Consider the following 25880-nt stretch of genomic DNA (forward strand, 5'->3'; position numbering starts at 1 on the left):
GGGTGGGGGCGGTCAGGCTCGCTGGCTGGAGATCGAGACGATCTCCCCGGTGAGGTAGGTGGTGTAGTCGCTGGCGAGCATCGCAATGGTGGCGGCGATCTCCCAGACCTCGGCGGCGCGGCCGTAGGCCTCGCGGGAGGCGAGTTCATCGAGGAGGTCGTCGCTGGTCACCTTGGCCAGGAACGGGTGGCGGGCGATCGACGGGGCGACCGCATTGATGCGGACGCCGTAGTCGGCCGCCTCGACGGCGGAGCAGCGGGTCAGGGCCATCACCCCGGCCTTGGCCGCGGCGTAGTGGGCCTGGCCGCGCTGGGCACGCCAGCCGAGTACCGAGGCGTTGTTGACGATGACGCCGCCACGGGGAGCTGGCGACCCGGCATCAGCACCGTGGGGCGCGTCGCGGAAGTAGCGCAGCGCCGCGCGGGTGGCGCGGAAGCAACTGTTCAGGGTGATGTCGAGGACGCGGTCCCACTGCTCGTCGGTCATGTCGACGACGGGAGTCTCGCCGCCGAGACCGGCGTTGTTGACCAGCACGTCGATGCGGCCCAACTGCTCGGCCGCCGAGGCGATGAGGGCGTCGACCTGCTCAGTGCTGGACACGTCGCAGACATGGGAGACAACCTGCTGATCGGGGAATTCGCCGGCCAGCGTCGCGACGGTCTCACCGAGGCGGCGCTCGTGGAAATCGGAGACGAGGACGTCGGCGCCTTCGAGTAGGGCCCGACGGGCCGTCGCGAATCCGATGCCGGTGCCCGCCGCGGCGGTCACCACGACCTTCTTGCCGACGAGCAGGTCGTGGCCGCCGATCTCGTCGGGCACGGCGGCCAGCGGGGAGACGGGACGGTCGTTCATGCGCGGGCCTCTCGGGGTAGGCCGAGCACACGCTCGGCGATGATGTTTCGCTGGATCTCGTTCGATCCGCCGTAGATGGTGTCGGCGCGGGTGAACAGGAACAGCCGCTGCCATTCGTCGAGTTCGACGTGCTCGGGGTCGGTGACATCGTTGGGCACGCCCTCCGAGGTCGTCGCCGGCCCGACGAGCGACGGGGCGCCGACTACCCGCATCGCCAACTCGCCGAGGCGCCGGTGCCAGTTGGCCCAGAGCAGTTTGGCGACCGACGCGTCGCCGGCCGCGGTGTCGAAGCCGTGCGTGGTGCGGACCGATCCGGCATCGGCAAGGGCGGAGTCGAGGGTTCGCTGCGCGTGCGCGCGCATCACGGTCAGCTCGACGCGGGCCCGTTTGAGCGCGGCGGCGATCTCCGGGTTGTCGACCGATACGTTGGCCTTCGCGACGGCGACCAGGTTGTCCAGCTCGCGCGCGAACCCGACCTGCTGCCCGAGCGTCGACACACCCCGCTCGAACTGGAGCAGACCCATCGCAACCTGCCAGCCGTCGCCGGGCTTGCCGACGATGAGGTCGGCGTCGGTCACCGCGTCGTCGAAGAAGACCTCGTTGAACTCCGAGGTCCCGGTGAGCTGCTGGATCGGCCGGACGGTGACGCCGGGTTGGTCGATCGGCACCAGGAGGAAGGAGAGCCCGGCGTGGCGGACCGAGGCGGGTTCGGTGCGGGCGATGACGAAGACCCATTGCGAGTGGTGGGCCAACGAGGTCCAGATCTTCTGGCCGTTGATCTTCCACTGCCCGCCGTCGAGCCGGGCGGTCGTCGAGACGCCGGCGAGGTCGGATCCCGCGCCGGGCTCGGAGTAGCCCTGCGCCCACAGTTCGGTGACGTTCACGATGCCGGGCAGGAACCGCTGCTTCTGTTCCTCGGTGCCGAACTCGATGAGCGTCGGCCCGAGCAGTTCCTCGCCGAGGTGGTTGACGCGCGCGGGTGCGTTGGCGCGGGCGTATTCGCGGTGGAAGACGATGCGCTGGCTCATCGTCGCGCCGCGCCCGCCGTAGCGCGACGGCCAGCCCAGGCAGGTCCAGCCGGCTTGCGCGAGGTGACGATCCCAGGCCAGGCGCTCGGCGAAGAACTCGTGCTCACTGCCTGGTCCGCCGCGGCCGCGCAGATCGGCGAAGTCGCCCGCCAGGTTCTCGTCGAGCCAGGCGCGCACCGACCGCGCGAAGACCTCGTCGGCGTCGGGGGTGTCCGCCGCCCATTCGCCGAGGTCGACGGCTCGGTCGGCCAGGTTGATCGACGTCATGACCTCTAGCCTAACCTACCAAGCATTTGTTAGGTTTCTTCCTATGACGGCGCCCGCGACGACCACCCCGCAAGCCCTGCGACTGAGCGTCCAGCAGTGGCCCGAGCAGGTGGCCGTCCTCGACGACCAGTGGGGCACACCGGTCAGTCTGTCCTGGACCGACCTGCTCGAGCAGGTCCGGCGCTTCGCCGCCGCGCTGATCGCCTCCGGCATCGAACCCGGCGACCGCGTCGCGATCTGGGCGCCCAACAGCTACCACTGGCCGATCGCCGCGCTCGGCACCCACTACGCGGGCGCCGTGCTGGTCCCGCTCAACACCCGCTACACGATCAGCGAGGCCGCCGACATCATCACCCGCGCCGATGCCCGCGTGATCGTGACCGTCGAGGATTTCGTCGGTACCAACCGGCTGGCCGATCTCACCGGGCATAGCGTGAGCGACGGCCGGATCGTCGTCGGCATCGACCTCGCCGCCACCGGCCAGACACCGCCGCCGGCCGTCGCCTGGGACCGATTCGTCGAACGCGGCACCGACCTGGCCGCCGCCGACGCCCGCGCCGATGCCGTCGCCGAGACCGACCTGTCCGACATCCTCTTCACGTCGGGCACCACCGGGGCCCCGAAGGGGGTGCTCGCCGAACACCGCCACACCCTGGCCGGCGCACGCGCGTGGGGCGCCAACGGGCACCTCGGGCCCGACGACCGCTACCTGCAGGCGAACCCCTACTTCCACACCTTCGGCTACAAGGCGGGAATCCTGCCCAGCGTGCTCTTCGGCACGACGATGATCCCCCTGGCCGTCTTCTCCCCCGACACCGCTATGCGCGCGATCGCCGCGCACCGGATCACCGTGTTCCCCGGTGCACCGACCGTCTTCCAGACGATCCTCGACCACCCCGAGCGCGCACGGCACGACTTGTCCTCGCTGCGGCTGGTGGTCACCGGTGCGACGGTCGTGCCCGTCGTCCTCATCGAGCGACTGCAATCCGACCTCGGCGTCGAAAGCGTCCTCACCGCCTACGGGCAGACCGAGACCAGCGGATTCATCACCACCTGCACCGACGACGACGATGCGGTGACCGTCGCGACGACCTGCGGGCGGCCGTACCCGGGGATGGAGGTGCGGCTCGACCGTCCCGACGAGAACGGCGCCGGCGAGGTGCTGACCCGCGGCCTGATGGTCATGCGCGGCTACCTCGACGATCCGGCCGCGACCGCCAAGGCCATCGACGACGAGGGCTGGTTGCACACCGGCGACGTCGGGACGGTCGACGAACACGGCAACCTCAGGATCACCGACCGGCTCAAGGACATGTACATCTGCGGCGGCTTCAACGTCTATCCGGCCGAGGTGGAACAGGTACTGGCCCGGGCCGACGGGGTGGCCGAGGTCGCGGTGATCGGGGTGCCCGACGAACGGCTCGGCGAGGTCGGCCGCGCCTATGTGACCACCAAGCCGGGCGCCGACGTCGACACCGAGACGGTGCTCGCACACGCCCGCGAGCACTTGGCCAACTTCAAGGTGCCGCGCAGCATCGTCGTCGTCGAGGAATTCCCGCGCAACGCCGCCGGCAAGATCCTCAAGCGCGAACTGGGGTGACGCCTGCCGTGTCGCCAACCGGAGGGCGGCCGTCGCTGTGCACCGCCGACCGCGAATCGCCGAAGGGACTCAGGCGCCGCACACTCCGGCCCGGCCCGCATCGGGCCGACACCAGTAAACGCCCTGCAGGCCGGGGTTGAACTCAAGGACGGTGTATCCCCGGACCGTCGTCAGGCGGCCCAGCCAGTGCTTACCCGGCTTGATCCCGAAGTCCGCGGTGTCACCGTGGTGGAAGGTGCGCTTGACGAATGCGACGTCGATCCGCCCCTCTGCCGGCCCCCATTTCGCGGTCCACTTCTCGACGTTGGCCGCGCCCGACGCCACTGAGACGGTCGCCGCGCCGCCCGGTTTGACCACGATCTGGCGCCCGTGGCCGTCCCACGATCCCAGGAAGGCCGACGGCGGCGCCGCTGTCGCCGACCCGGCACCCACGACCATCACGGCGGCGGCGGCCGCCAAGGCCACCCCGAAGCTAATCTTGTACTCAGTCATCGCAATCCCCTCTCGAAGGTTTCGGCTCGTCAGAGCCAGATGGTCGCCAGCCAGATGAGTAGTGCCCCCTCGACGAGCAGCACCAGGTTCAACCCGACGACGCTCGATTCGCCGCGCCGCAGGTGCAATGTCGTCGCACCGATCTGCAGGAGGAAGAAGGCGATGGCCGCGGCGAACGCGAGCCACGGCGCGATCCCGGTCAGCGGTGGAAGGATCAACCCGATCGCACCGAGGATCTCCAGCACGCCGATGGTGCGCACGAAGGTCATCGGCACCGAATCGACCCAGCCCATCATCGGCCGCAACTGCTCGGCGCTGCGCACCGCCTTGAGGACGCCCGAGTAGAGGTAGAAGGCGGCGGTCAGGCCCGCGAGGATCCAGTACGCGACGGTCATGCGGACAACCGTAGTACCGACCCGCGGACCCCGTTACGCGTATCCGCCGTCGCGCAGCCCGGCCTCGACTTCGAAGCGATTGGGTTGTCCGGTGAGCACCGCACGCGACTGTTCGCGCAGATACGCCGCCGCAAAGCGGGTCCGCCCGTAGCGCGCCCACTGCTGGGAGTGGATTTCCTCGTGGTGCAGCAACCGATCGAGGTGCAGCCTCCCCTCGACGAGGCGCGCGCCTCGCTCGTAGACCGGCGCGGCCGCGGCGGTCGCGGCCAGCAGCACCGTCGTCGCGTCGACGTTCTTCCCGGCGTTGAGCACGAAGACGTCGCCCCAGGTGGTCCCGCCACGCTGGCTGAACAAGCGGGTGGGCCAGTTGCCGCCGGCACCCATGAGCATGCCGTTCGGCGTGGTCACGAGCCGTGCGCCGGTCGCCACGGCCATCGCCAGCGCCCGGCCGTAGCTCCACGAATTGGCGCGTTGCCGGACTCGGATGCGGAACACCTCGTCGGCGGTGAACGGCGTCGCCGGGAAGTCGCACTCGGGGTCGGCGCCGTAGCCGCTTCCCGCGTTGTGGACCAGGGTCGCGAGGACCGCCCGTCGAAGCGCGGGCCCGGACATCGCCACCGGCACCAGGAAATAGGACTTGCCGCCGGGATCGAGCACAGGGGTCATCGACGCGAGCACGTCGGGATCCGCGCCGTCCATGAGACTCAGGCGCGACCGTGGCGCTTCTCGTACTCCAGGTGCTCGGCGGCGTGCTTGCGCCGGACGACCTCGTCGGCCAATGCCTCGTCGAACCCGTGGCGGCGCAGCGTCGCGCGTCGGTAGTACTTGTCAAACACGAAGCAGAAGTACAGGGCGCCCAGGATGATCGGGAGCGTGACGATGATCGCCGTACCCCAGCCGACCGACCGATAGGTCAGCAGGAACGGCGACATGAGCAGCACGACGGGGAGCATGAACCGGCAGACGACGCGGCGCGTGGCGCCCGGTCCGGCATTGTCCTCGCGGACCCACTCGTTGTATTTCGCCGGCAGCGGGCGCTTGCCATACGTGCGCCTGCCGTAGGCGTACGGGATGAACTCCCAGAATCCAGGGCGCGGGCGCTCTTTGTTGCTCACGCCCCCAGTTTAGGAGGTGGCTCCCCGGGACCTTTGACCCATCCCCCGGGGAGGTTCCCAGGGAGGTCGGGCGTCAGTCGGCGCGCGGCTTGACGAGCGGGAAGAGCACCGTCTCCCGGATACCCAGTCCGGTGAGCGCCATGAGCAGGCGGTCAATACCCATCCCGGTGCCGGCCGTCGGCGGCATGGCGTGTTCCATCGCCGCGAGGAATTCCTCGTCGAGCACCATGGCCTCGTCGTCGCCGGCCGCGGCGAGGCGGGCCTGGTCGACGAAGCGCTCGCGCTGGATGATCGGGTCGACGAGTTCCGAGTAGCCGGTGGCCAGCTCGAATCCGCGCACGTAGAGGTCCCACTTCTCGACGACCCCCGGGATGTCGCGGTGGGCTCGGACGAGCGGCGATGTCTCCACCGGGAAGTCGCGGACGAAGACCGGCTCGTCGAGCTTCGACCCGACGAGGTGCTCCCACAGCTCCTCGACGAGCTTGCCGTGGCCGTAGCCCTTGCCGGCCGGGATGTCGAGTCCGGCGTCGTCGGCGATCTTGAGCAGTTCATCGACGGTGGTGCCCTGCGCGACGCCGTCCTTCTCATGCTGCGGGACGATCTCGCGGCCCAGCGCCTCCGACAGCGACGGGTACATCGAGAGCGTGGTCCACTCACCGGACAGGTCGTAGGTGCTGCCGTCGGGCATGGTCGGGGTGAGGGTGCCGAGCGCCTTTTCCGCCACGGTCTGCACGAGGCTGCGGATGAGTTCCGCGGCATCGTCGTAGGTGCCGTATGCCTGGTAGGTCTCGAGCATCGCGAACTCGGGGCTGTGCGTGGAGTCGGCGCCCTCGTTGCGGAAGTTGCGGTTGACCTCGAAGACGCGGTCGATGCCGCCCACGACGCAGCGCTTGAGGAACAGCTCCGGCGCGATGCGCAGGAAGAGGTCCATGTCGAAGGCGTTGGAGTGGGTGACGAAGGGGCGGGCCGCGGCACCGCCGTGCAGGGTCTGCAGCATCGGCGTCTCGACTTCGAGGAAGCCGCGGCCGTCGAGGAAGGCGCGCAGCTCGGCCATCACCTTGATGCGGGTGCGCGCGATCTCGCGGGCCTCCGGACGGACGATGAGGTCGACGTAGCGCTGGCGCACGCGCGTTTCTTCGTTGAGGTCCTTGTGCGCGACGGGCAGCGGGCGCAACGACTTCGAGGCGAGGCTCCACTCGTCGGCCATCACCGACAGCTCGCCGGTGCGCGACGAGATGATCTGGCCGTGGACGAACACGATGTCGCCGAGGTCGACGTCGGACTTCCACCGCGCCAGCGATTCCTCGCCGACCCCGTTGAAGCTGACCATCACCTGCAGCTGGGTTCCGTCGCCCTCCTGCAGCGTGGCGAAGCAGAGCTTGCCCTTGTTCCGCAGGAAGATGACACGACCGGCGACCCCCGCCTCGACGCCCGTCTCGGTGCCGGCCTCCAGCTGGCCGTACTCGGCGCGGATCTGCGCGAGGGTGTGGGTGCGCGCCACCTCGACGGGATAGGCCTCACGACCCTCGGCGAGGATGCGGTCGCGCTTCTCGCGTCGAATCCGCAGCTGCTCGGGCAGATCGTCGACGGCAGCGGTGCGCTCGTTGTCAGTCACGGCTGCCGAGTTTATCCCCGCACGCGCGGGGAGCCCGAATCGAGACCGCCGCGGCCAACTGCCGAACGACGGTGGTCTACTGCGGGTGGTCGGCGACCATCGCGAGTTCGCCGACGCTGAGCGGGCCGTTGAGGCCGCGGCGCCGAAGGGCGTCGTGGCCGCCGGCCAGGAACACCGCCCCGGCGACGCCGCGCGCCCGCAAATGCCAGGCCAGCCACTCGGCGTCGTCCCCGTCGTCGGAGATCAACAGCCAGCGGGCATCGGCGGATGCGGCGCGCAGGGCGGATGCCGTGCCCGGGGTCAGGCGCTCGAGCGCGTCGAGCGGATCGAGCGCCAAGGCGCCGTGGACCGCGCCGTCGGCGCTGCGCTGCGCCTGCGTGCGGATGTCGACCGCGCGCAGCCCGGCGTCGAGCGCGGCTCGGAAGTCGCGGGCGGGCACCGAGAGCGCGGTGTCGAGGGCGGGTGCCTGGATGGGGGCAGCGGGCAACGTGGTTGCGGAGGAAGAAACAGGAGCCAGGGTGGCGGTGGTCATCTGAGAACTTTCGGGTGATCACTCGAGCCCGAGACGGGCGAGTAAAGCGGATGGTCGGGAAGCGGACTCCGGGCCGGCGCCACAGCAAAACGACGTTGCTGATGAGGCAGCTCAGCCCTGACAACACTTCCGACAACGCTTGATCACGACGACCAGTCTGTCATGCCCACTCGTCGTCGCTCAACCTTTTCGCGCCCCATGACGCAAAATCCATCAAAATTCACTACCGGTTCATGCCGGTGCACCCAGATGTGACTAGGGTGGAGCGGGCACCGTGCAGGGCACGGCCGAACAATCGAAGTGAAGGTGGATTTTTCATGAGTGACACTCTCAACGTTGGTGACCGCCTGGGCACCGGACAGTCGCTGACCTCGGCAAACGGCGCTTACACGCTGACGCTGCAGGACGACGGCAACCTGGTTCTCACCGACGGCGGCAAGGCCGTCTGGTCGACCAAGACCAACGGCAAGGGCGCCGTCCGCGCATCCGTGCAGGAAGACGGCAACTTCGTCCTGTACAACGGCTCCGACGAGGGCGTCTGGTCGACCAAGACCTCGGGTGCCGGTGCGCGCCTGGTGCTGCAGGACGACCGCAACGTCGTGCTGTACGTCGGCGACAAGGGCGAGTGGAGCTCCAAGACCGTGACCGACGCTCCAGTCGCGCAGGCCGCGTCGAACGAGGCACCGGCTCCGGCCAAGACCTACACCGTCGTCGAGGGCGACACCCTGTGGGCCATCGCCGAGCGCTTCCTGGGTGACGGCAACAAGTACCCCGAGCTCGCGTCGCTCAACGGCATCGCGAACCCGGACCTGATCAACGTCGGTCAGGTCATCAAGCTCCCGTAGGGAGCCCGGGTACTGCAAACCCAGCAGTTTCGGACAGACCCCGCACCTTCACGGTGCGGGGTTTGTCTTGTTCTGCGGGGTTTGCGCGTGCAGCTCTTCCAGCGCCTGCCACAGCCGCCCCTCCCGCTCCTCGTCGTAGGACTCCTCCGACGAGCGGGCCGCGACGTTGCGATCGAGATAGCCGCCCGACTCGACCTCGACCGCGCCGAGCGCCGCGTCGGCGAGGTAGCGGCCCGCCGCCGACGCGGAGGTGGCCAGCGGAGTCAGCGTCATGAGCGGCATGATCCGCCGCACCGCGAACCGCGACAGCGCTCCCGCATGCCGCGTGAGGTCCGTCCCCGGGACGAACCCCGGGTTGTAGCCGACGATGCTCACCCCCGCCGGCAGGCAACGCGCATATTCGTGCACCAGGTAGATCGCGGCGAGCTTGCTCGTCGAATAGGCGGTCCGCCCGGCCGTCACCGACGACGGTTCGGGGAAGGCTCCGATCCGCGCGAGCCGACTCGGGTCGTCGGGCCATCTCGGCCCGGGGACCATTCCCAGGTTGTGCCGGAGGTCGCCGAAGTGGGTGTCGCTGACCGTCACGACGATGCGCGCCCCGGCCGTGAGCGACGGCGCCAACTCCTGAAGCAGGACGTGGTTGGCCAGCACGTTCACGGCGAAGGTCGATTCCAAGCCGTCGACCGTCTCGGTCAGGTCGTCGACGTGTTGGATGCCGGCGTTGGCGACCATCGTCCGCAGCGGCGGGAGGTTGCCGTGCGCCAACTCATCGGCCAGGCGCGCGGCGGCCGCTCGCACGCTCGCCAGCGACGAGAGGTCGGTGTCGATCGAGACGACGGCGTGCCCGGCGCCCGACATCTCATCCGCCAAGGCCGACCCACCCGGTTCACGGGCGAGGATCACGAACGTCGAACCCGGCGCGGCTCGTCGTGCGAGTTCGTCGAGCGCCACCCGGCCGATGCCGCGCGTCGCACCGGTCATCACGATCGTCTCGGGCACCCTGTTCTCCCTCGTCGTTGTTGCTGTAGTGATCGCTACAGTATCGGGAGGGTTGGGTTCGGTCAATGGTGCGGTCGGCGAGGCCCGGTTGCGGGGTCTCGATACGGTTCCTCGCCCAGGGGCTCGGATCCACTCGACCACCCCGGATCCACTCGACCACCCCGGATCCACCCGACCACCGTCGAGGTCGGCACTCAATCTGCCGTACGGAGGCGGTCGATGACCGCGAGGATCGCGTGCGCGTGCAGATCGAACAGGGCAGCACTGTCGATTGCCTCCCCCTCGTCGGCACCGATCTCGCGGGCGATGAAGAGGCCGTCGGCACCGGCCATCGCGTAGACGGCCACTTGCTGCACGGCCTGCCCGTCGAGGTCGGGGAACTGCTCGGCGAGGGCCGCGCGGACCGTCGCCAACGCCGTCTCGCGCACACGCAGGAAGACTTCGCGTGCCCGCGGTTCGACCGGACGCCGACCGAGCGCGAGCGTCAGGCCGAGTCGCAGGAAGTCCGGTGACGACGCCTGGGCCTGCGCCACGGCGACCGTCGCATGGATCAGTCGCTCTCGTCCCGATCCGGATTCCGGCACCTCCCAGGCCGCCAGCCACTCGGCGAAGCTGCGCTCGATGACCGCGGCGATCAGCTCGTCCTTGTTGGCGAAATGCCAATAGATCGAACTCGCGGGCAACCCGCTCCGCCCGCTGACGAGTGCGATCGAGGTGCCGTCGTAGCCGAGTTCGCCGGCGATCTCCGTTGCCGCGTCGAGAATCCTCGCCCGCGACGCCTCGCCGTTGGCGCGGGTCCGCCGACCGGGCTTGTCCTCACCCGCCGGGTTCTCGGTCTCGCCCGACGACATCAGCGCGACTTGCCCGCTTTGACGCGCTCGTAGACGCGGCGCAGACCGTCGAGGGTGAGGAAGCTGTGGTGGTCGGTGATGGTCTCGCATTCGCCGACCATGAGCGGCGCAAGGTAGCCGGTCGCGACGACGCGGGTGTCGTCGGAATCGAAGTCGGGCACCTCGTCGCGAATCCGGTCGACCAACCCGTCGACCTGGCCGGCGAAGCCGAACAGGATCCCCGACTGCAATGCCTCGACGGTGTTCTTGCCCAGCACGCTGCGCGGCGGGCGCAACTCGACGCGGCGCACCGTCACCGTGTGCTCGCTCAGCGCGTCGACCGCCAGATTCACCCCGGGCGCGATCGCCCCGCCGAGGAACTCGCCTTTCGCCGAAACCGCGTCGACGACGGTGGCCGTGCCGAAGGCGACGACGATCGTCGGGGCACCGGGATAGTTACCACTGGCCGCGACGGCGTTCGCGACGCGATCGGTGCCCACTTCCTTCGGGTTGTCCACCAGCAGCGGCACCCCGGTCCGCACCCCGGGCTCCAGCAGCACATGCGGTCCGGCACCGAAGTGTTTGTCGACCATCGCCCGCAGTTCGCGCAGCAGCGAGGGCACCGTGGAGAGCGCAGCGACCGCGGTCACCTGTTCCAGGTCCGGGCCGAGGAGACCGCGGATCAACAGTTCCAGCTCGTCGGCGGTGAGGTACGGATCGGTGTGGATGCGCCAATCCCGCACCAACGTCGCATGATCCCCCGAGCCGGCGAAGACGCCCAGGTGGATATTGGTGTTGCCGACCGCAGCGGTGAGCAGCATCAGGCGATCGACGCGACGAGGCTCTCGCGTCCGCGCGGATCCTTCAGTCCGGAACCGGCGGGGACGTCGGCGGGATCGGTGCCCTCGGTGAGCACTCGGTTGTGCTCGTCGACGAACACGACGGCCGGCGAGTAGTCGGCCAATTCCTCGGGGCTCATCACGCCGTAGGCGATGATGATGACGAGGTCGCCGGGGTGTACCAGATGCGCGGCGGCGCCGTTGATCCCGATGACCCCGGTCCCGCGCTCACCGGCGATCACGTAGGTCTCCAGGCGGTTGCCGTTGTCGATGTCGACGATGCACACCTGCTCGCCCTCGAGCAGGTCGGCGGCGTCGAGCAGGTCGGCGTCGATGGTCACCGAACCGACGTAGTGCAGGTCGGCCTGCGTCACCGTCGCGCGGTGGATCTTGGACTTCATCATGGTGCGAAACATGGGTTCCTCCGTGAGGTCTGTGGTCTGCGAGGTCTGCGGTGTCAGGGTCTGGCTGAGGTTTGCGGCTGGTCGCCGGGGGCGAGCGGGAGCGGTTCGGGCTCGTCGGTGCGGGAGACGCCGATCGCGACGCCGACGTTGTCGATCAACCGCGTGGTGCCCAGACGCGCCGCGACGAGCAGGCGGCCGTCGCCCCGTTCCGGCGGGGGCCCCAGGTCGCGGCCCAGTAGTTCCAGGTAGTCGACATCCACTCCGTCCACCCCGTCGAGGACGGACCGGGCGGTGGTCAGCACCGCGTCGGCCCCGGCTGGTGCGGCATGGGCACCGGCGGTCAGCGCGGCCGAAAGCGTGGTCGCCAACCGGCGCTGCTCTTCGTCGAGGTAGCGGTTGCGCGACGACATGGCCAGGCCGTCTGACTCGCGGACCGTCGGGACGCCGACGACGTCGACCGGCAGGTTCAAATCCGTGACCATCTGCTGGATCAGCACCAGCTGCTGATAGTCCTTCTCCCCGAAGTAGGCGGCGTTGGGGGCGACGATCGTCAGCAGCTTCGCGACGACGGTGAGCATGCCGGTGAAGTGGGTGGGCCGCGACTTCGCCTCGAGGATCTCCCCGACCGGACCGGGATGGATCGTGGTGCGCCGACCGTTCGGATACATCGCCGCATCGGTGGGCGCGAAAACCAATTCGACGCCGAGCGCGCGCAGCTTGGCACAGTCCTCGTCGAAGGTGCGCGGGTAGGCGTCGAGGTCCTCCCCGGCGCCGAACTGCAGCGGGTTCACGTAGATGGACACGACGACGACGGTGTTGCCCGCCGCGCGGCACTCCCGCACCAGCGTCAGGTGGCCGTCGTGCAGGGCGCCCATCGTCGGGACGAGCACGACGCGTCTACCGGTGGCGCGCAACGCGGCGGTCACCTTGTGCATCGTCGCGGGATCGCGGTGGACGGTCAGTTCACCCGGGGTGAACGCCGACGACAGGTCGCTCATCACGCCTCCCCCGACTCGTCGGATCGACCCGGTCCGCTCGCCGCGCCGCCGAGCACGGCGGCCAGGGCGGGCGACGGGCGGGCATGGGCGGCGGCCCGGCGGGCCTGCATGAGATAGGCGTCGACGATGGTCGTATCGGCGGCCGGAGCGGTCTTCCCCCACCGGGTCAGCGCGTTCAGGTGCGCGGCGACCGCATCCGCATCGCCCCGGGCGACCGGCCCGGTCAGCGCCGCGGGCCCCATCTGCAGGGCGTTGTCCAGCGCTGCGGTGACCAGCGGCGTCAGCATCTCCTGCGCGGAACGCAGCGGGGCCCCGTCGGCATCGGCCCGTTCGATCACCGAGTGCAGCACGGTCACGGCGTCGTCGATGAGGGCGACGAGGTGGTTCGCCCCGTGCGCGAGGGCGGCGTGGTACAGCGTGCGGTCGGCCTCGCCGATCCGCACCGGCTGCCCGCCGATCTCGTAGACGAGCGACGAGCCGACGGTGAATCCGATCTCGTCGTCGGCCGTGACCGCGAAGCAGGCGGACTGCATCCGCCGGGTGTCCTCGGCGGCCCCGACGAAGGTCATCGCCGGGTGGACGGCCACCGCGAGCGCGCCGAGCGCGGTCAGCGGTGCGAGAACGCCGGTGCCGTGTGCGCCGGCGGTGTGCACGACGATCGTGCCCGGGCGGACCCGCCCGCCGTCGGCCAATGCGGCGACGACGGTCGGCAACTCGTCGTCGGGGACGGCCAGGATCAGCAGTTCGCTGCGTGCCGCCACCTCGTCGGCGTCGGCGAAGACCTCGGAATCGGGGAGGCGCAGCCGCGCCCGCTCCTGCGACTGGTCCGAGCGCGCGACGACGGCGCCGACGACGTGCCCGACGGATTCGAGTGCTTGGGCCAGCGCGGTTCCGACGCGCCCGGCCGAGACGAGGCCCACGGCCAAACGCGCGGGCGCCGACGGATCGGCAACACCGAGCAGCGGTGAATCAGTCACCGTGGATCCTCCAGAGTCGTTCCAGTCCCACCACCGACGGCGGGTACCAGACGTTTGCGGTCCAAGGATACTGCGATTGCGCAGGTACTGCCTACGCGGTGTGACCGGCCTCACCCGGATGGTCGGGACGGACTCCCCGCCGACCCCGGCCGGAGGCCGAAACGCGTATCAGCTGTTCTCGCCGCGCAACTGGTTGAACAGCTCGGCCGCGGAGATGCCGCGACCGGATTCGTGCTGGCCCTCGGCCCGGCGACGGCGACCCGCTCCGGCGGACGGCGCGGAACTCGACGGGGTCACCCAGGACTCGGTGGGCGCCTCGCGTTGCGCCTCTTCGGCCGCATCGCTCACCGGCTCGGGAATCCCCATCACATCGACCGGTTCGGCGACGTCGGCGGGCTCGGCCGTTTCGGTCGTCGGCGGGACATACGCCCCGGCGGTGTACGCCTGGGCACCGGACCAGCTGGGCGTATGGGTCGATTCGGAGGTGGGCGCGGCAGTCGGCTGACCCGCGCCGAAGGTCTGCGGCGGGGCGCCGAAGGGCGCGAACGGTTCCGGCGCCGGCTCCTCCTCCACGACGGGGATGATCTCGGTGAGGTCGTTGCGGCCACCCTGCGGCGGCGGGGCGTGGCGGCCGTCGGCCGACGGCGGTGCCGTCGTCGCGAAGTCGGTCGCCGCCAGAACACTGTCGTCGGGTGTGTAGGTCGACATCGACGAGGCGAGTTCCCGCAACCGCTCGTTGGGCAGCGCCACCCGCTGCTCCGGCAGCGGCTGGCCCATCATCGCTTCCAGGCTCGCCCGCAGGGCGGCGATCTGTTGCTGCAATTCGTGCAGGTCGCGGTTCGCCTCGGCCGTCACCTCGGCGCGGATCTGCGCTTCGATGTCCATCTCGTATTGGCGCCGGGCCGCGATCTCGCGCTCCAACTGCAACTCGTAGACCAGCCGCATGTCCTGGCCGCGGGCCTCGGCGACCTCGGCCTGGCGGCGATAGCGAGTGATCCCGATGGCGCCGAGCACGGCCGCCCACAACGCGGCGACCACCGCGACGGAGGCGCTGACGGAGAGCTCTTTGCTCCAGATCATCAGGCAGCTCGCGACGAGGGCGAGAACGATCAGGAGACCGAGGAACCATTGCCCTGCACCGCGCGGTGACCCTGCGCTGCGCTTTCCGGCCGAACGACCCTCGCTCGTCGTCATAATCGTGAACCTACCCGTCTATCATCCCAAATCGGCTGAGGTTGCGCCGGAGAGTCGCCGACGCCCACACCTCAGGCTGCATCCGGGTTGGGCACCTGACCGTCGTCGGTCGGATCGTCGGGCGCGCGGCAGCATTGCTCAAGCCACAGCGCCGCGACGACGAGCGCGATTCCCCCCAATGCTCCGATGATGCTACCCGCCTTGCTGGCATTCGCGCTGGCTACGTCCTGCAGGTGGAACAGGTAACCGGCGATCGCACCCCACGCCCCGGCGGCCACGGCACCGACGATCGCCGACGCCTTCGCCAGCGCGACCAGCCGTGCGACGGTCAGCGGGTGCAGTTGTTCGCGGGCCTGTCCCACCTCGTTGTCGGCGACGCGACGGCGGACCACCAGGGCCACCACCGCCTCGACGGCAGCCAAGACGAACAGCGCCGCACCGGTGTACCAACGGATGATCGGGAAGTCGCCGAAGTTGAAAGCGATCAACACCCAGCCGAGGATCGCGGCACCCACCGCCAGCAGGATCAGGTCGCGCACCCGGGTCGGGCCGAGCCGCCCCTCCGGGTCGTCGGGGCCGGGCGAGGGCGCCGTCATCGACCACCCGATTCATTCGGCCCGCTCGCTGCGCTCCCGGCGCCGGGGAGTGCGACGTCGAGGCAGGTGATTCCGTCACGCTCGGACGGGGCGAGGGCGGCGACCAGGTCGGTGACCCTGCTTGTCGCGCCGTCGGGAAAATCGAGGCGGGCATCCGGGTCCGCGGCCAGCCACGGGATCAATACGAACCCGCGCTCCGCGGCGCGCGGATGCGGCAGCGTCAACTCCTCGGTGGCGCTGAACTCCGGGACACCGGCCGCGTCGCGCACGGCGACGACGTCCACGTCGAGGGTGCGCGGACCCCAGCGGACCTCCCGTCGACGATCGGCCGCCGCCTCCAGTTCGGCTCCGCGCCGCAACCAGGACAGCCCGTCGCGCGGGCCTTCGACGATGAGCACGATATTCGCGAAGTCCTCCTGCTCGACCCCACCCCACGGCGGCGTCGAATAGACCGGCGACACCGCGACGATCCGGTCGCCGGAGTCCTTGAAGCCGTCGACCACGGAGGCCAGATGGGCCAACCGGTCCCCCAGGTTGGAGCCGACCGAGAGCACCGCGACCGATGTCACTGCTGCCCCCGCGCCAACATCGTCTTGCGGGAACGCCGCGTCACGACGGCGACGTCGGCGAAGTCCAGCGGGATCGGTGCCGACGGCTTGTGCACGGTGACCTCCACCGCGTGCAGCCGTTCGTCGGCCATCACCGCCTCGGCGATCTCGGCGCCGACCTTCTCGATCAGGTTGCGCGGCGCTCCGGCGACGATGTCGTGGACGAGTTGGGCGAGCGCGCCGTAGTCGAGGGTGTCGGTGAGCTCGTCGCTCTCGGCGGCGATGGACAGGTCCAGCCACACCGAGACGTCGATGATGAAGTCCTGCCCGTCGCGGCGCTCGTGGTCGAAGACGCCGTGGTGCCCGCGCACGCGCAACCCGGTCAGCTCGATCCGGTCAGCCATCTGATTCCCCTCTTCCCCGCCACGCCCGGGCGACGGCGATCGCGTCCCGGCTCGCCGCCGGGTCGTGGACGCGCACTCCCCACACCCCGGCGGCCGCCGCCAGTGCCGATACCGCGGCGGTCGCCGCCTCCCGGCCGGCCGGCGGACGGTCGACTCCGTCGGGACCGGCCAACAACGAACCGAGGAAGCGTTTGCGCGACGCCCCGACGAGCACCGGGAAGCCCAGCCCCACCAGGGTCGGCAATCCGCGCAGCAACTCCCAGTTGTGCTCGGCGTTCTTGGCGAAGCCCAGGCCCGGGTCCAGGATCAACCGGTCGGGGTCGACCCCGGCGGCCACCGCCGAGTCGACCTGCGCGAGCAGTTCACCGCTGACCTCGCCGACCACGTCGCGGTAGGCGCCGGTCTGCCCGGCCCGGTGCGTGAAGTCGTCCGGCCCGTACGGATCCGCCTCCGCGCCGGGGGCGTCGGCGGACGGACGGGATCGATTCGCGGCGCGCTCGGTCAGCGGCCGCCAGTGCATGAGGATCCACGGCAGCCCCGCCTGCGCGACGACGGTGGCCATCGCCGGGTCGGCCCGCCCGCCGGAGACGTCGTTGACATAGGAGGCGCCGGCCTCGATGGCGGCCGCGGCGACCCCCGCGCGCATCGTGTCCACCGAGACCGTGACACCGTCGCTCGCCAGGTCGGCGATCACCGGCACGACCCGCGCCGTCTCGGTCTTCTCGTCGACGCGATGCGCCCCCGGCCGGGTGGACTCCCCGCCGATGTCGACGATGTCGGCGCCGTCCGCGACGAGTCGGTGCGCATGGGCCAGCGCCGCGTCGACGTCGAGGTAGCGCCCGCCGTCGGAGAAGGAATCGGCGGTCACGTTCAGCACGCCCATGATCCGCACGGCGTCGGTGGTCGGGTCAGGGCGCATCGGTCAACGCGCGATCAGCTGCAAGGCCTCGCTGCGCGACACCGCGTTGGTCTTGAAGATCCCGCGCACCGCCGACGTGGTAGTGCTGGACCCGGGCTTGCGGATACCGCGCATCGCCATGCAGAGGTGCTCGGCCTCGATGACGACGATGACGCCGCGCGGGTCGAGCTTGCTCATCACCGCGTCGGCGATCTGGCTGGTCAACCGCTCCTGCACCTGTGGCCGCTTGGCATACAGGTCGACGACGCGGGCCAGCTTCGACAGGCCGGTGACGCGGCCGGAGGGGCCGGGGATGTAGCCGACGTGGGCGACCCCGTGGAAGGCGACGAGGTGGTGTTCACACGTCGAGTACAACGGGATGTCCTTGACCAGGACGAGTTCCTCGTGGTTCTCGTCGAACGTCGTCGACAGCACCTCGTCGGGGTCGGTGTAGAGACCGGCGAACACCTCGCGGAAGGCGTTGGCGACCCGCGTGGGGGTGCGGCGCAATCCCTCCCGGTCGGGGTCCTCGCCGAGCGCGAGGAGCAGTTCGCGCACGGCGGCCTCGGCCCGCGCCTGGTCGAATTCGCCGATGCGGGATGGCTCAGTGCTCATCGGTGTCCGTCCCGGACTCCGCGGGGCCCTCGGACTGCTGACCGTTGGGTGCCTGACCGTTGGGTGCCTGGCCGTTGGGCGCCTGACCGTTGGGGCCGGGCACGCCGTTGGCCGGGTATCCCTGGGGCTGGCCGCCCGGATGCGGCGCGGGCGGCCACCCGGGCGCCGACCAACCCGCCGGCGCACCGTAGTCGCCACCGGCCGGGTAGGCACCCGCAGGCGGATACGCGCCGGCCGGGTAACCGGGTTGGGGATAGCCGGGCTGCGGGTAGCCCTGCTGGGGGTAAGGCTGCGGATAGCCGGCCGGTGCCACACCGGTCGACTGCGCCGGTTGCGGAACCGAGACTGCCTCGGGCGCGGGATCGGGCTCGGGCGGCCACGGCTCGCCGCGCTCGATCGCCAGCTCGCCCGGCGTCTTCACCGGCGGCTTGTCGCTGGGAGTACGCCCGCCGAAGTCGTCGAAGTCGGTGATGCGGTCACGCTTCGTGACGCCCTCGAAGATCTCCTCGAGGTCCTTGCGTGTCAACGTCTCCTTCTCCAGGAGTTCGGTGGCGAGCACGTCGAGGGTGTCGCGGTACTCGGTGAGGATCGCCCACGCCTCGGTGTGGGCCGCCTCGATGAGCCGGCGCACCTCCACGTCGATCTGGGCGGCGACCTCGTCGGAGTAATCCGCCTGACTGCCCATCCCGCGGCCCAGGAAGGGATCGCCCTGCTCCTGGCCATAGCGCACGGCACCCAGCTTGGAACTCATGCCGTACTCGGTGACCATCGCCCGCGCGATCTTGGTGGCCTGGTCGATATCCGACGAGGCGCCCGTCGTCGGCTCGCGGAACACGAGTTCCTCGGCGGCGCGCCCGCCCATCGCCATGACCAGCCGCGCGATCATCTCCGACCGCGTCAGCACGTCCTTGTCCTGCTCCGGCACGGCCAACGCATGTCCCCCGGTACGGCCGCGGGCCAGGATGGTGACCTTGTAGATCGGGTCGAGGTCGGGCATGGCCCACGCGGCGAGCGTGTGACCGCCCTCGTGGTAGGCGACGACCTTCTTCTCGTGCTCGCTGATGATGTGGCTCTTGCGTCGCGGGCCGCCGATGACGCGGTCGACCGACTCCTCCAGCGTGGCCGCGGTGATCATCGTCTGGTTCTCGCGGGCGGTGAGCAACGCCGATTCGTTGATGACATTGGCCAGGTCCGCCCCGGACATGCCCGGGGTGCGCTTGGCCAGACCGGCCAGGTCGACGTCGGCGGCCAACGGCTTGCCGTTGGCGTGTACGCGCAGGATGGCCTCGCGACCGCGCATGTCGGGGTTGCTGACCGGGATCTGCCGGTCGAATCGGCCCGGGCGCAGCAGCGCCGGGTCCAGGATGTCGGGGCGGTTGGTCGCGGCGATCAGGATGATCCCGGAACGGTCGCCGAAACCGTCCATCTCGACGAGCAGCTGGTTGAGGGTCTGCTCGCGCTCGTCGTGCCCGCCGCCGAATCCGGCGCCGCGCTGACGGCCGACGGCGTCGATCTCGTCGACGAAGATGATGCACGGGCTGTTCTGCTTGGCCTGCTCGAACAGGTCGCGCACGCGCGACGCGCCGACACCGACGAACATCTCGACGAAGTCGGAGCCGGAGATGGTGAAGAAGGGCACGCCCGCCTCACCCGCGACGGCCCGGGCGAGCAGCGTCTTACCGGTTCCGGGCGGACCGTAGAGCAGGACGCCCTTGGGGATCTTGGCGCCCAGCGCCTCGTAGCGCGCCGGGTTCTGCAGGAAGTCCTTGATCTCGTAGAGCTCTTCGACCGCCTCGTCCGCACCCGCGACGTCGGCAAACGTCGTCTTGGGCATGTCCTTGGTGATCTCTTTGGCGCGCGAGCGGCCGAAGCCCATCACGCCGCCGCGACCGCCGCCCTGCATGCGGTTCATCACGAAGAAGAACAGGCCGAGCAGCAACAACAGCGGCAGGATCAGTGCCGCCATCTGCATGATCGCCGAATCCTGGCGCACATTGGTCTGATAGGTCGCACCGGATTGGCGCACCGAGTCGAATACGAAGTCCGCCCCGCGCGCGGGGTACTTCGCGCTGATCTGGGTGGCCTTGACCTTCGCGGCCTTGGGGCTGTTGCCGTCGACCTCGATCGGGTTCTTCAGCTCGATGCGCAACTGCTGCTCGCGGTCGTCGATGTCGACCTTCTTGGCGTTCTTGACGTTGAGCTGCGTCAGCGCGACCGACGTGTCGACGCCGCGGTACTCGCGCGAGCTGTCGCGCATGTAGCTCCATCCCCAGAGGGCGAGCAGGATCAAGACGAAGATCGCGACATTGCGAAAGACTGTCTTACGGTTCATACCTGGTGCGGCGACAACCGGTACCGGAGCCGCCAACGTCCTTCCATCAGAAGATTTCCTACCAGGTTACCTGGGTCGCGCCCGGTGCGTCATCGGTGCCGAATCGGACAGGCGAGCGCACCGCGCCGCGCGTCAGCCCTGGTAGACCGACGGCTTGAGCCGGCCGATGAACGGCAGGTCGCGGTAGCGCTCCGCGTAGTCGAGCCCGTAGCCGACGACGAAGTCGTTGGGGATGTCGAAACCGACGTCGGCGACGTCGAGTTCGGCGCGCACCGCGTCGGGTTTGCGCAGCAACGTGCAGACGCTCAGCGAGCGCGGCGAGCGGGTGGCGAGGTTCTTGAGCAACCACGAAAGCGTCAGCCCGGAGTCGATGATGTCCTCCACGATCACGACATCGCGATCGGCGATGTCGCGGTCGAGATCCTTGAGGATGCGCACCACGCCCGACGACGAGGTCGACGAGCCGTAGCTCGACACCGCCATGAACTCCATCTGAGACGGGATCGGCAGCGCGCGCGCGAAATCGGTCATGAACATGATCGCGCCTTTGAGGACCCCGATGAGCACCAGGTCGTCGGGGGCGTCGCGAAACCGGTCGGCTACCGATTCCGCCAGCTCCACCGTCCGCTGCTTGATCTGTTCTTCACTGACGACCACGGCCTCGATGTCGTCGTCGTAAGGATGGCTGCTCACCCCTCTAGCTTGTCACGGCCCGCGCGCCCAACACCGCGCAACCCGCCCCTGCCGGGTGGTCGGAGCCAGGTACCCGAGGCCGCGTCGGACCTATCCGGCGAGTGCCCGTGCGCCAGGAGCTGTGCGAAATTGCCCGCATACTTGGCGACGTTCGGGATCGATCATTCGCTGCCCCATCAGGTCGACAACGACCGTGCATTGGCCTGGTTTGCCACCGCATTGCTGGGGAGGCGCTGACCCCGCCGATAGGCCGCAAAGGCCAGTGGCGCGGGTCGGTCCGGAACGGGGGTTCGGACCGACCCGCGCTGTCGTGTATTCCGCGCAAACCGCCCAACTTGTGGCGATTGATCCCCTTTGCGCGAATCAGATTTCACCTCCGGCGGCACGCGTGGTTAGCGTTGGATTCCGGGACGCCGCACGCCTCCCCGCATCCCCGCACCCACACGTCCGATACCTACTCGAGGAGCGCCACCGGCCATGACGACAGCAACCTGGAACCGAGCGCACTCGGTGCGGATCGCGGCGATGGGAATCGCCGTGGCAGCGGGGGCCGCCGCGACCCTCGGCGGCTCGGCGCGAGCGGCGGCGGCGACCGCCTCGGACATCCCCTACACGGTCCGCCATGTGGGCAAGTCGGCTCAGATCACCCTGGGTCGCGGACACTTCAGCATCGAGCGGGGCACCCTCGTCGTCGACGACGACGCCGGTCGGCCGAGGTTCGCCTACCCGCTCTCCTTCGTCCTCGGCGCCAGGTCCTATCCGATCGATGTCCAGACCATCGGGAGGTCGGCGACGCTGACCCCCGTCGTCGATGCCGCCCGCTCGGTCCAGCTCAGTTCCGCCGACGGCGACCGCACCGACCGGCACTCCCCGAAGTCTCCCAAGACCAGGGACGGCAAGTGGGAAATCGTCGGGCCGCAGACAAAGCAACAGCGCGACGACCAGGATCTCGAACAGTTCAGCTCAGAGGTGAACGCGACCATGACCATTGCGTCGATCGTCGGGTTGGCCGTCGGCGCGGTGGTCGGCGGGGCCGTGCTCGGATTGGTCGGCTGCGCCGCGCTGGTCGTCCTCGGGTGTGTGCCCGGGTTGATCCCGGGCGTCATCGTCGGCTCCACACTCGGATCCATCGCCGGGGTGATCATCGGCGGCGGTGGCGGCGCCCTGCTCTACGCCGTGCAGTACTTCAACGAGGTCAACGCCCCGTTCAAGCCCCACTACCGCCGGGTGCCCGGCGGCACACGGGCCTCGTAGCAGTGCCGCCTAGCGGCGCGGTTGGCGGCGCAGCCGCAGCGCGTCACCGTCGCGTTCGACGACCAGGCGCGCGGCGAGATCCCCGCCCACCGCGACCGGTCCGCGCCCCCGCCAGTCGGTGACCAGCGCGTCGACCGCGGCGACTACCCGCGACGACGGCTCGGTGGCCCCGCCGTCGAGCAGCCACCGCCGCAGCACCCGGGTGCGCAGCGCGGCCGGCGCCGCGACGAGGGGCGCCACGCACAGTCGATCCCCGGCGCCCGCGGCAGCGGCCGATTCACTGGCGCCCGCAGCGGCGGCCAGTTCACCGGCGAGAGTGCTCAAGAGCTCGTCGTCGGCTGCGAGCAGGTCCGCGGTCCGCGCCAGTGCAGGCGCCACGCCGCCGCCGAGGACCTCCTCCAGCAACGGCAGCACTTCGCTGCGCACGCGTACCCGGGTGAACCGGGGGTCGTCGTTGTGCGGGTCGTGCGCCGGGGCGAGCCCCCACTGCTCGCACGCACCGACGGTGTCGGCGCGGCGCATCCCCAGCAGGGGTCGGCCCCAGGGTGCGCGCCAGGGGCGCATCCCGGACAGCGACGCCGGTCCCGACCCCCGGCCGAGACCGAGGAGCACCGTCTCGGCCTGGTCGTCGAGGGTGTGGCCGAGCAGCACCGGCCGCCCGTCCCGCGCGGAGTCCAGCGCCTCGTAGCGCGCCGCCCGCGCCGCCGCCTCCAACCCGCCGTCGGCGCCCACCAGCACCGGGAGGACCCGGGCATCGGCGCCCAACGAGCGGGCCGCCGCGGCCGCGCCGTCGGCCACCCGGGCCGACTGCTCCCGTAGACCGTGGTCGACGACGAGTGCCGACACCTCGAATCCGGCGTGTACCGCCGCGGCCGTGAGCGCCAGGGAATCGGGACCGCCGGAGAGGGCCACGCAGACGTCGCGCCGACCGTCGAGCCACTCGTCGGCGAAGGCGCGGACCGCGCCGATCAGAGCACGCGGGAGATCCACCGGTCCGGCTCGTCGATCTCGTCGGGGCGGGGCAGCGTCTCCGGCCCGGTCCAGACGGTGTTGAACGCGGGCATGCCGACCGCTCCCACCACGTGGTCGGTGAAGGCTTTGCCGCGGATGTACTGGGCCATCTTCGCGTCCATCCCGATCAACGCGCGCATCAGGCGGGCCAGCGGGTTGCGCGGCGCGGCGCGGCGGGCGTCGAAACCGGCCCGGATGCGCTCGACGGTCGGCACGTGCGCCGGCCCCACGGCGTCCATGACGTGATCGGCGTGGCCCTCCAGCAGGGTGCCGAGCATCATCAGATTGGTGAACGCCTCGTACTGCTCCGGCGACTGGAGCAGCTGCATCACCCCGAGGACCCCGGATTCGCGCGGCTTCTCCCCACGCACGCCCGCCGCGATGCGGGCGACCAGTTGGGCTGCGGTCTCGTCGCCGGCGTCGGTGAGTTTGGCGACGTTGTCGACCATGTAGCCGCGCAGCCACGGATTGGCGGAGAACTGCACGCGGTGGGTGACCTCGTGCAGACAGACCCAGAGCCGGAAGTCCGACGGCACGGCCTTCAACTTCCGTTCGACGGCGACGATGTTGGGCGCGACCAGGAGCAGCACGCCGTCAGCGCCGGTGCTCTCGTCGACGGTGAACGGGTCGTACTGCCCGAGGATGGCGCCGGAGAGGAAGGCCAGCAGGCCACCGGCCTGGAAACCGCCCGCCTTCGCGGTCAGCCCGGACATCAGGGCGCCGATGGTGCCGGTGTCGTCGTCGGAGGCCGACGCATCGGACCCCTTGTCCTGGTCAGCGGCGGACTCGACCTCCGGTTCGTCGGTCGCGGCCCCGATCATCGAGCGCATCGAATCGGCGGCGGCACCGATCCACTGGCCGCGGTCGACGATCCGCGCGGTCGGCACGGCCAATCCGTCGGCCAGCCCGGTCACCTCGCGCACCGGCCCTTCGGCGCGCACCGCGGCGTCGGCGAGTTCGGCGTACACCTGGTCACGGGTGTAGTCGGTCATCGCCGGGCCGCTGCGGGCCAGTCGGCGGCCCACCGTCGCGGCGGTGCGCCAGTCGATGGATCCGCTTAGGTCGGGACGCGGCCGATCGGCACCGGTCGCGGAGGTCACCGACACCCGCAATCGCGGATCTTGCCGACGACGGCGTCGAGCGCGGGCCGGGCGACGTCGGGCGATGTCCCGTTGGACATCAGCGCGAAGGACAGCACCCGTCCGTCGACGGTCTGCACGATGCCGGTCAGCGAACTGACCCCGGTCAGCGTCCCGGTCTTGGCGCGCACCCACCCGGCCCCCGAGGTCTTGCGCGGGTCGAAGCGCTCGGCGAGTGTGCCGGTGCCGGCCGCCACCGGCAGCCCGTCGAGCAGGACGCGCAGCTGTGGGTAGCGGCTGCCGGCGATGCCGGACATCATGTCGTTGAGGACGCGGGCGGGCACCCGGTTCGCGTAGGAGAGGCCCGAGGTGTCGTGCAGGGTGACCCCCGAGGTGTCGAATCCCTTGTCGGCCAGTGTCTTGCGCACCGCGTCGGCCCCGCCGGCCAGGGTGCCGGGTCCGCCCGCGGACAGCGACAGTTCGATCGAGAGCGCTTCGGCCAGGACGTTGTCCGAGTACCGCATCATGTCGTTGACGCGCGTCGCCAGCGGCGCCGAGCGCACCTGCGCGACGACCTTGGCGCCGTCGGCGGCTTTCGCCTGCTTCACCGGCGCGTCGACGCCGAGCGCCTTGGCCAGCGCCTTGCCCGCGGCGATCGCCGGGTCGGGGGTGCGCGGGGAGAACTCGTCGAGCGGGTCGAGGCGTCCCGCGTCGAGCATCAGCGACTTGATCGGTGCGATGTCACCGCCGGCGATGTCGCGGCGGTCCCAGGTCTTGTCCATCGACGATCCGCTGAACAGTGAGAGGTCGACGGCCACCGAGGTCGGCTTGATGCCGGCGGCGCGAATCTGTTGGGCCAGGTCGGCGATGCGCGGCGCGTCGGTGAAGAAGGTCTCCGCGGCGGCGGGCTGCCCGGACAGGGTCGGGTCGCCGGCCCCGCGCAGGATGATCTGACCGTTCTCGCCCGCGACCACCGTCGTGGTCAGGCGGCGGTCCTGCGGCATACCGAGCAGTGCGGCCGCCGCGGTCAGGATCTTGGCGTTCGACGCGGGGATGAGCGGGCGGCCCGGGTTCTTCTCCCACAGCACCGCTCCGGTCAGCGGGTCGGAGACCTGGCCGGTGAGTTCACCGAGGTCGGGGGAGACCGACACCTTGGCCAGCGCCATCGTCAGCCCGGTCGCGGTGGGGATCGGGGCATTCGCCTCGACGGGCAGGATCTGCGGCGCAGGGGTCACCAGTTCGGGGCGCGGGGGCGTGCCGTCGGGCGTCTTCTCCCCCGCCCACACGGTCTTCTTCGCGACGAAGCCGCCACCGGCGACGAGTGCGACCACCAGCAATGCCACCAGGGCCCAGCGCACCGCGCCGCCCCGCTTGCCCGTGTCGGCCACTGACCACCTCCGCGTCGAATCACGGGTCGGTTCCGGCCCGCTACAGCTAAACAGTATCGTTTGAGCCGTCTGGTGCCGAC

28 protein-coding genes are annotated in these 25880 nt (G+C 70.1%); 3 read left to right on the forward strand and 25 right to left on the reverse strand.

Annotated elements, in window-relative coordinates:
* Nucleotides 1-12 precede the first annotated feature (12 nt).
* The gene (locus HUN08_RS15970; RefSeq protein ID WP_124246997.1) at nucleotides 13-852 is read right to left on the reverse strand and encodes an SDR family oxidoreductase; all 840 of its coding nucleotides are present in this window, start codon (nucleotides 850-852) and stop codon (nucleotides 13-15) included.
* Nucleotides 849-2147 carry an acyl-CoA dehydrogenase family protein gene (locus HUN08_RS15975; RefSeq protein WP_124246996.1) on the reverse strand — a complete coding sequence of 433 codons (1299 nt, stop codon included), beginning with the start codon at nucleotides 2145-2147 and terminating at the stop codon, nucleotides 849-851. Before HUN08_RS15975 ends, HUN08_RS15970 begins: the two co-directional genes overlap by 4 nt.
* Before the next feature lie 43 nt (nucleotides 2148-2190).
* On the opposite strand from HUN08_RS15975, the gene HUN08_RS15980 reads away from it, so the two are divergent.
* Complete coding sequence (locus HUN08_RS15980) at nucleotides 2191-3747, forward strand: FadD3 family acyl-CoA ligase (protein ID WP_124246995.1); 1557 nt, start codon at nucleotides 2191-2193, stop codon at nucleotides 3745-3747.
* Nucleotides 3748-3816: 69 nt separating this feature from the next.
* Here HUN08_RS15980 and HUN08_RS15985 read toward each other — a convergent pair whose 3' ends face one another.
* From HUN08_RS15985 to HUN08_RS16010, 6 genes are all read right to left on the reverse strand, one after another.
* Nucleotides 3817-4239, reverse strand: a complete 423-nt coding sequence (locus HUN08_RS15985; RefSeq protein ID WP_124246994.1) for a hypothetical protein — start codon at nucleotides 4237-4239, stop codon at nucleotides 3817-3819.
* A gap of 29 nt (nucleotides 4240-4268) precedes the next feature.
* Nucleotides 4269-4634: a DoxX family protein gene (locus HUN08_RS15990; RefSeq protein WP_124246993.1), complete on the reverse strand. Its 366-nt coding sequence runs from the start codon at nucleotides 4632-4634 to the stop codon at nucleotides 4269-4271.
* Between the two features lie 33 nt (nucleotides 4635-4667).
* Nucleotides 4668-5333: a hypothetical protein gene (locus HUN08_RS15995; RefSeq protein WP_124246992.1), complete on the reverse strand. Its 666-nt coding sequence runs from the start codon at nucleotides 5331-5333 to the stop codon at nucleotides 4668-4670.
* A gap of 5 nt (nucleotides 5334-5338) precedes the next feature.
* Nucleotides 5339-5749: a DUF5313 family protein gene (locus tag HUN08_RS16000; RefSeq protein WP_124246991.1), complete on the reverse strand. Its 411-nt coding sequence runs from the start codon at nucleotides 5747-5749 to the stop codon at nucleotides 5339-5341.
* Nucleotides 5750-5822: 73 nt separating this feature from the next.
* Entirely contained in the window at nucleotides 5823-7364 is a 1542-nt protein-coding gene (lysS, locus tag HUN08_RS16005; protein WP_124246990.1) for a lysine--tRNA ligase, read from the reverse strand.
* 76 nt (nucleotides 7365-7440) lie between these two features.
* On the reverse strand, nucleotides 7441-7896 hold the full coding sequence (locus HUN08_RS16010) for a rhodanese-like domain-containing protein (RefSeq protein WP_124246989.1): 456 nt from the start codon (nucleotides 7894-7896) through the stop codon (nucleotides 7441-7443).
* A gap of 317 nt (nucleotides 7897-8213) precedes the next feature.
* Here HUN08_RS16010 and HUN08_RS16015 point away from each other — a divergent pair, with 317 nt between their 5' ends.
* Nucleotides 8214-8741 carry a LysM peptidoglycan-binding domain-containing protein gene (locus HUN08_RS16015; RefSeq protein ID WP_124246988.1) on the forward strand — a complete coding sequence of 176 codons (528 nt, stop codon included), beginning with the start codon at nucleotides 8214-8216 and terminating at the stop codon, nucleotides 8739-8741.
* A gap of 48 nt (nucleotides 8742-8789) precedes the next feature.
* Here HUN08_RS16015 and HUN08_RS16020 read toward each other — a convergent pair whose 3' ends face one another.
* The 14 genes from HUN08_RS16020 to hpt form a co-directional block, all read right to left on the reverse strand.
* On the reverse strand, nucleotides 8790-9740 hold the full coding sequence (locus HUN08_RS16020; protein ID WP_301546766.1) for an SDR family NAD(P)-dependent oxidoreductase: 951 nt from the start codon (nucleotides 9738-9740) through the stop codon (nucleotides 8790-8792).
* A 194-nt stretch (nucleotides 9741-9934) separates the two neighbouring features.
* The gene (locus HUN08_RS16025) at nucleotides 9935-10591 is read right to left on the reverse strand and encodes a TetR/AcrR family transcriptional regulator (protein WP_124246987.1); all 657 of its coding nucleotides are present in this window, start codon (nucleotides 10589-10591) and stop codon (nucleotides 9935-9937) included.
* On the reverse strand, nucleotides 10591-11391 hold the full coding sequence (locus HUN08_RS16030) for a type III pantothenate kinase (RefSeq protein ID WP_124246986.1): 801 nt from the start codon (nucleotides 11389-11391) through the stop codon (nucleotides 10591-10593). Before HUN08_RS16030 ends, HUN08_RS16025 begins: the two co-directional genes overlap by 1 nt.
* A complete protein-coding gene (panD, locus tag HUN08_RS16035) occupies nucleotides 11391-11825 on the reverse strand; it encodes an aspartate 1-decarboxylase (RefSeq protein WP_124246985.1) in 435 nt (144 codons plus the stop codon). Before panD ends, HUN08_RS16030 begins: the two co-directional genes overlap by 1 nt.
* Before the next feature lie 41 nt (nucleotides 11826-11866).
* On the reverse strand, nucleotides 11867-12811 hold the full coding sequence (gene panC / locus HUN08_RS16040; protein WP_124246984.1) for a pantoate--beta-alanine ligase: 945 nt from the start codon (nucleotides 12809-12811) through the stop codon (nucleotides 11867-11869).
* Nucleotides 12811-13788, reverse strand: a complete 978-nt coding sequence (locus HUN08_RS16045; RefSeq protein WP_124246983.1) for a Rossmann-like and DUF2520 domain-containing protein — start codon at nucleotides 13786-13788, stop codon at nucleotides 12811-12813. Before HUN08_RS16045 ends, panC begins: the two co-directional genes overlap by 1 nt.
* 168 nt (nucleotides 13789-13956) lie before the next feature.
* Nucleotides 13957-14982, reverse strand: a complete 1026-nt coding sequence (locus HUN08_RS16050) for a DUF6779 domain-containing protein (protein WP_124246982.1) — start codon at nucleotides 14980-14982, stop codon at nucleotides 13957-13959.
* A 71-nt stretch (nucleotides 14983-15053) separates the two neighbouring features.
* Nucleotides 15054-15578, reverse strand: a complete 525-nt coding sequence (locus HUN08_RS16055; protein WP_124246981.1) for a DUF3180 domain-containing protein — start codon at nucleotides 15576-15578, stop codon at nucleotides 15054-15056.
* Nucleotides 15575-16147, reverse strand: a complete 573-nt coding sequence (folK, locus tag HUN08_RS16060; protein ID WP_124246980.1) for a 2-amino-4-hydroxy-6-hydroxymethyldihydropteridine diphosphokinase — start codon at nucleotides 16145-16147, stop codon at nucleotides 15575-15577. Before folK ends, HUN08_RS16055 begins: the two co-directional genes overlap by 4 nt.
* Entirely contained in the window at nucleotides 16144-16530 is a 387-nt protein-coding gene (gene folB / locus HUN08_RS16065) for a dihydroneopterin aldolase (protein ID WP_124246979.1), read from the reverse strand. Before folB ends, folK begins: the two co-directional genes overlap by 4 nt.
* On the reverse strand, nucleotides 16523-17413 hold the full coding sequence (gene folP, locus HUN08_RS16070) for a dihydropteroate synthase (RefSeq protein WP_124247139.1): 891 nt from the start codon (nucleotides 17411-17413) through the stop codon (nucleotides 16523-16525). Before folP ends, folB begins: the two co-directional genes overlap by 8 nt.
* Nucleotides 17414-17452: 39 nt before the next feature.
* Complete coding sequence (folE, locus tag HUN08_RS16075) at nucleotides 17453-18043, reverse strand: GTP cyclohydrolase I FolE (protein ID WP_124246978.1); 591 nt, start codon at nucleotides 18041-18043, stop codon at nucleotides 17453-17455.
* Complete coding sequence (ftsH, locus tag HUN08_RS16080) at nucleotides 18033-20375, reverse strand: ATP-dependent zinc metalloprotease FtsH (RefSeq protein WP_124246977.1); 2343 nt, start codon at nucleotides 20373-20375, stop codon at nucleotides 18033-18035. The genes folE and ftsH overlap by 11 nt, the downstream gene beginning before the upstream one ends.
* Nucleotides 20376-20507: 132 nt before the next feature.
* Nucleotides 20508-21068 carry a hypoxanthine phosphoribosyltransferase gene (gene hpt / locus HUN08_RS16085; protein ID WP_124246976.1) on the reverse strand — a complete coding sequence of 187 codons (561 nt, stop codon included), beginning with the start codon at nucleotides 21066-21068 and terminating at the stop codon, nucleotides 20508-20510.
* A gap of 477 nt (nucleotides 21069-21545) precedes the next feature.
* On the opposite strand from hpt, the gene HUN08_RS16090 reads away from it, so the two are divergent.
* Nucleotides 21546-22322 (forward strand): hypothetical protein, encoded by a 777-nt coding sequence (locus HUN08_RS16090; RefSeq protein WP_124246975.1) that lies wholly within the window; start codon nucleotides 21546-21548, stop codon nucleotides 22320-22322.
* Between the two features lie 9 nt (nucleotides 22323-22331).
* On the opposite strand, the gene tilS is transcribed toward HUN08_RS16090, so the two are convergent.
* Genes tilS through dacB form a run of 3 tightly spaced genes read right to left on the reverse strand, consistent with a single transcriptional unit; the run spans nucleotide 22332 to nucleotide 25800 of the window.
* Nucleotides 22332-23312 (reverse strand): tRNA lysidine(34) synthetase TilS, encoded by a 981-nt coding sequence (tilS, locus tag HUN08_RS16095; protein ID WP_124246974.1) that lies wholly within the window; start codon nucleotides 23310-23312, stop codon nucleotides 22332-22334.
* Nucleotides 23291-24433: a zinc-dependent metalloprotease gene (locus tag HUN08_RS16100; protein WP_301546767.1), complete on the reverse strand. Its 1143-nt coding sequence runs from the start codon at nucleotides 24431-24433 to the stop codon at nucleotides 23291-23293. Before HUN08_RS16100 ends, tilS begins: the two co-directional genes overlap by 22 nt.
* Nucleotides 24430-25800: a D-alanyl-D-alanine carboxypeptidase/D-alanyl-D-alanine-endopeptidase gene (dacB, locus tag HUN08_RS16105; RefSeq protein ID WP_301546768.1), complete on the reverse strand. Its 1371-nt coding sequence runs from the start codon at nucleotides 25798-25800 to the stop codon at nucleotides 24430-24432. Before dacB ends, HUN08_RS16100 begins: the two co-directional genes overlap by 4 nt.
* Nucleotides 25801-25880 lie beyond the last annotated feature (80 nt).

Source organism: Gordonia sp. X0973 (assembly GCF_013348785.1).
In the GTDB taxonomy this organism is placed as follows: Bacteria; Actinomycetota; Actinomycetes; order Mycobacteriales; family Mycobacteriaceae; genus Gordonia.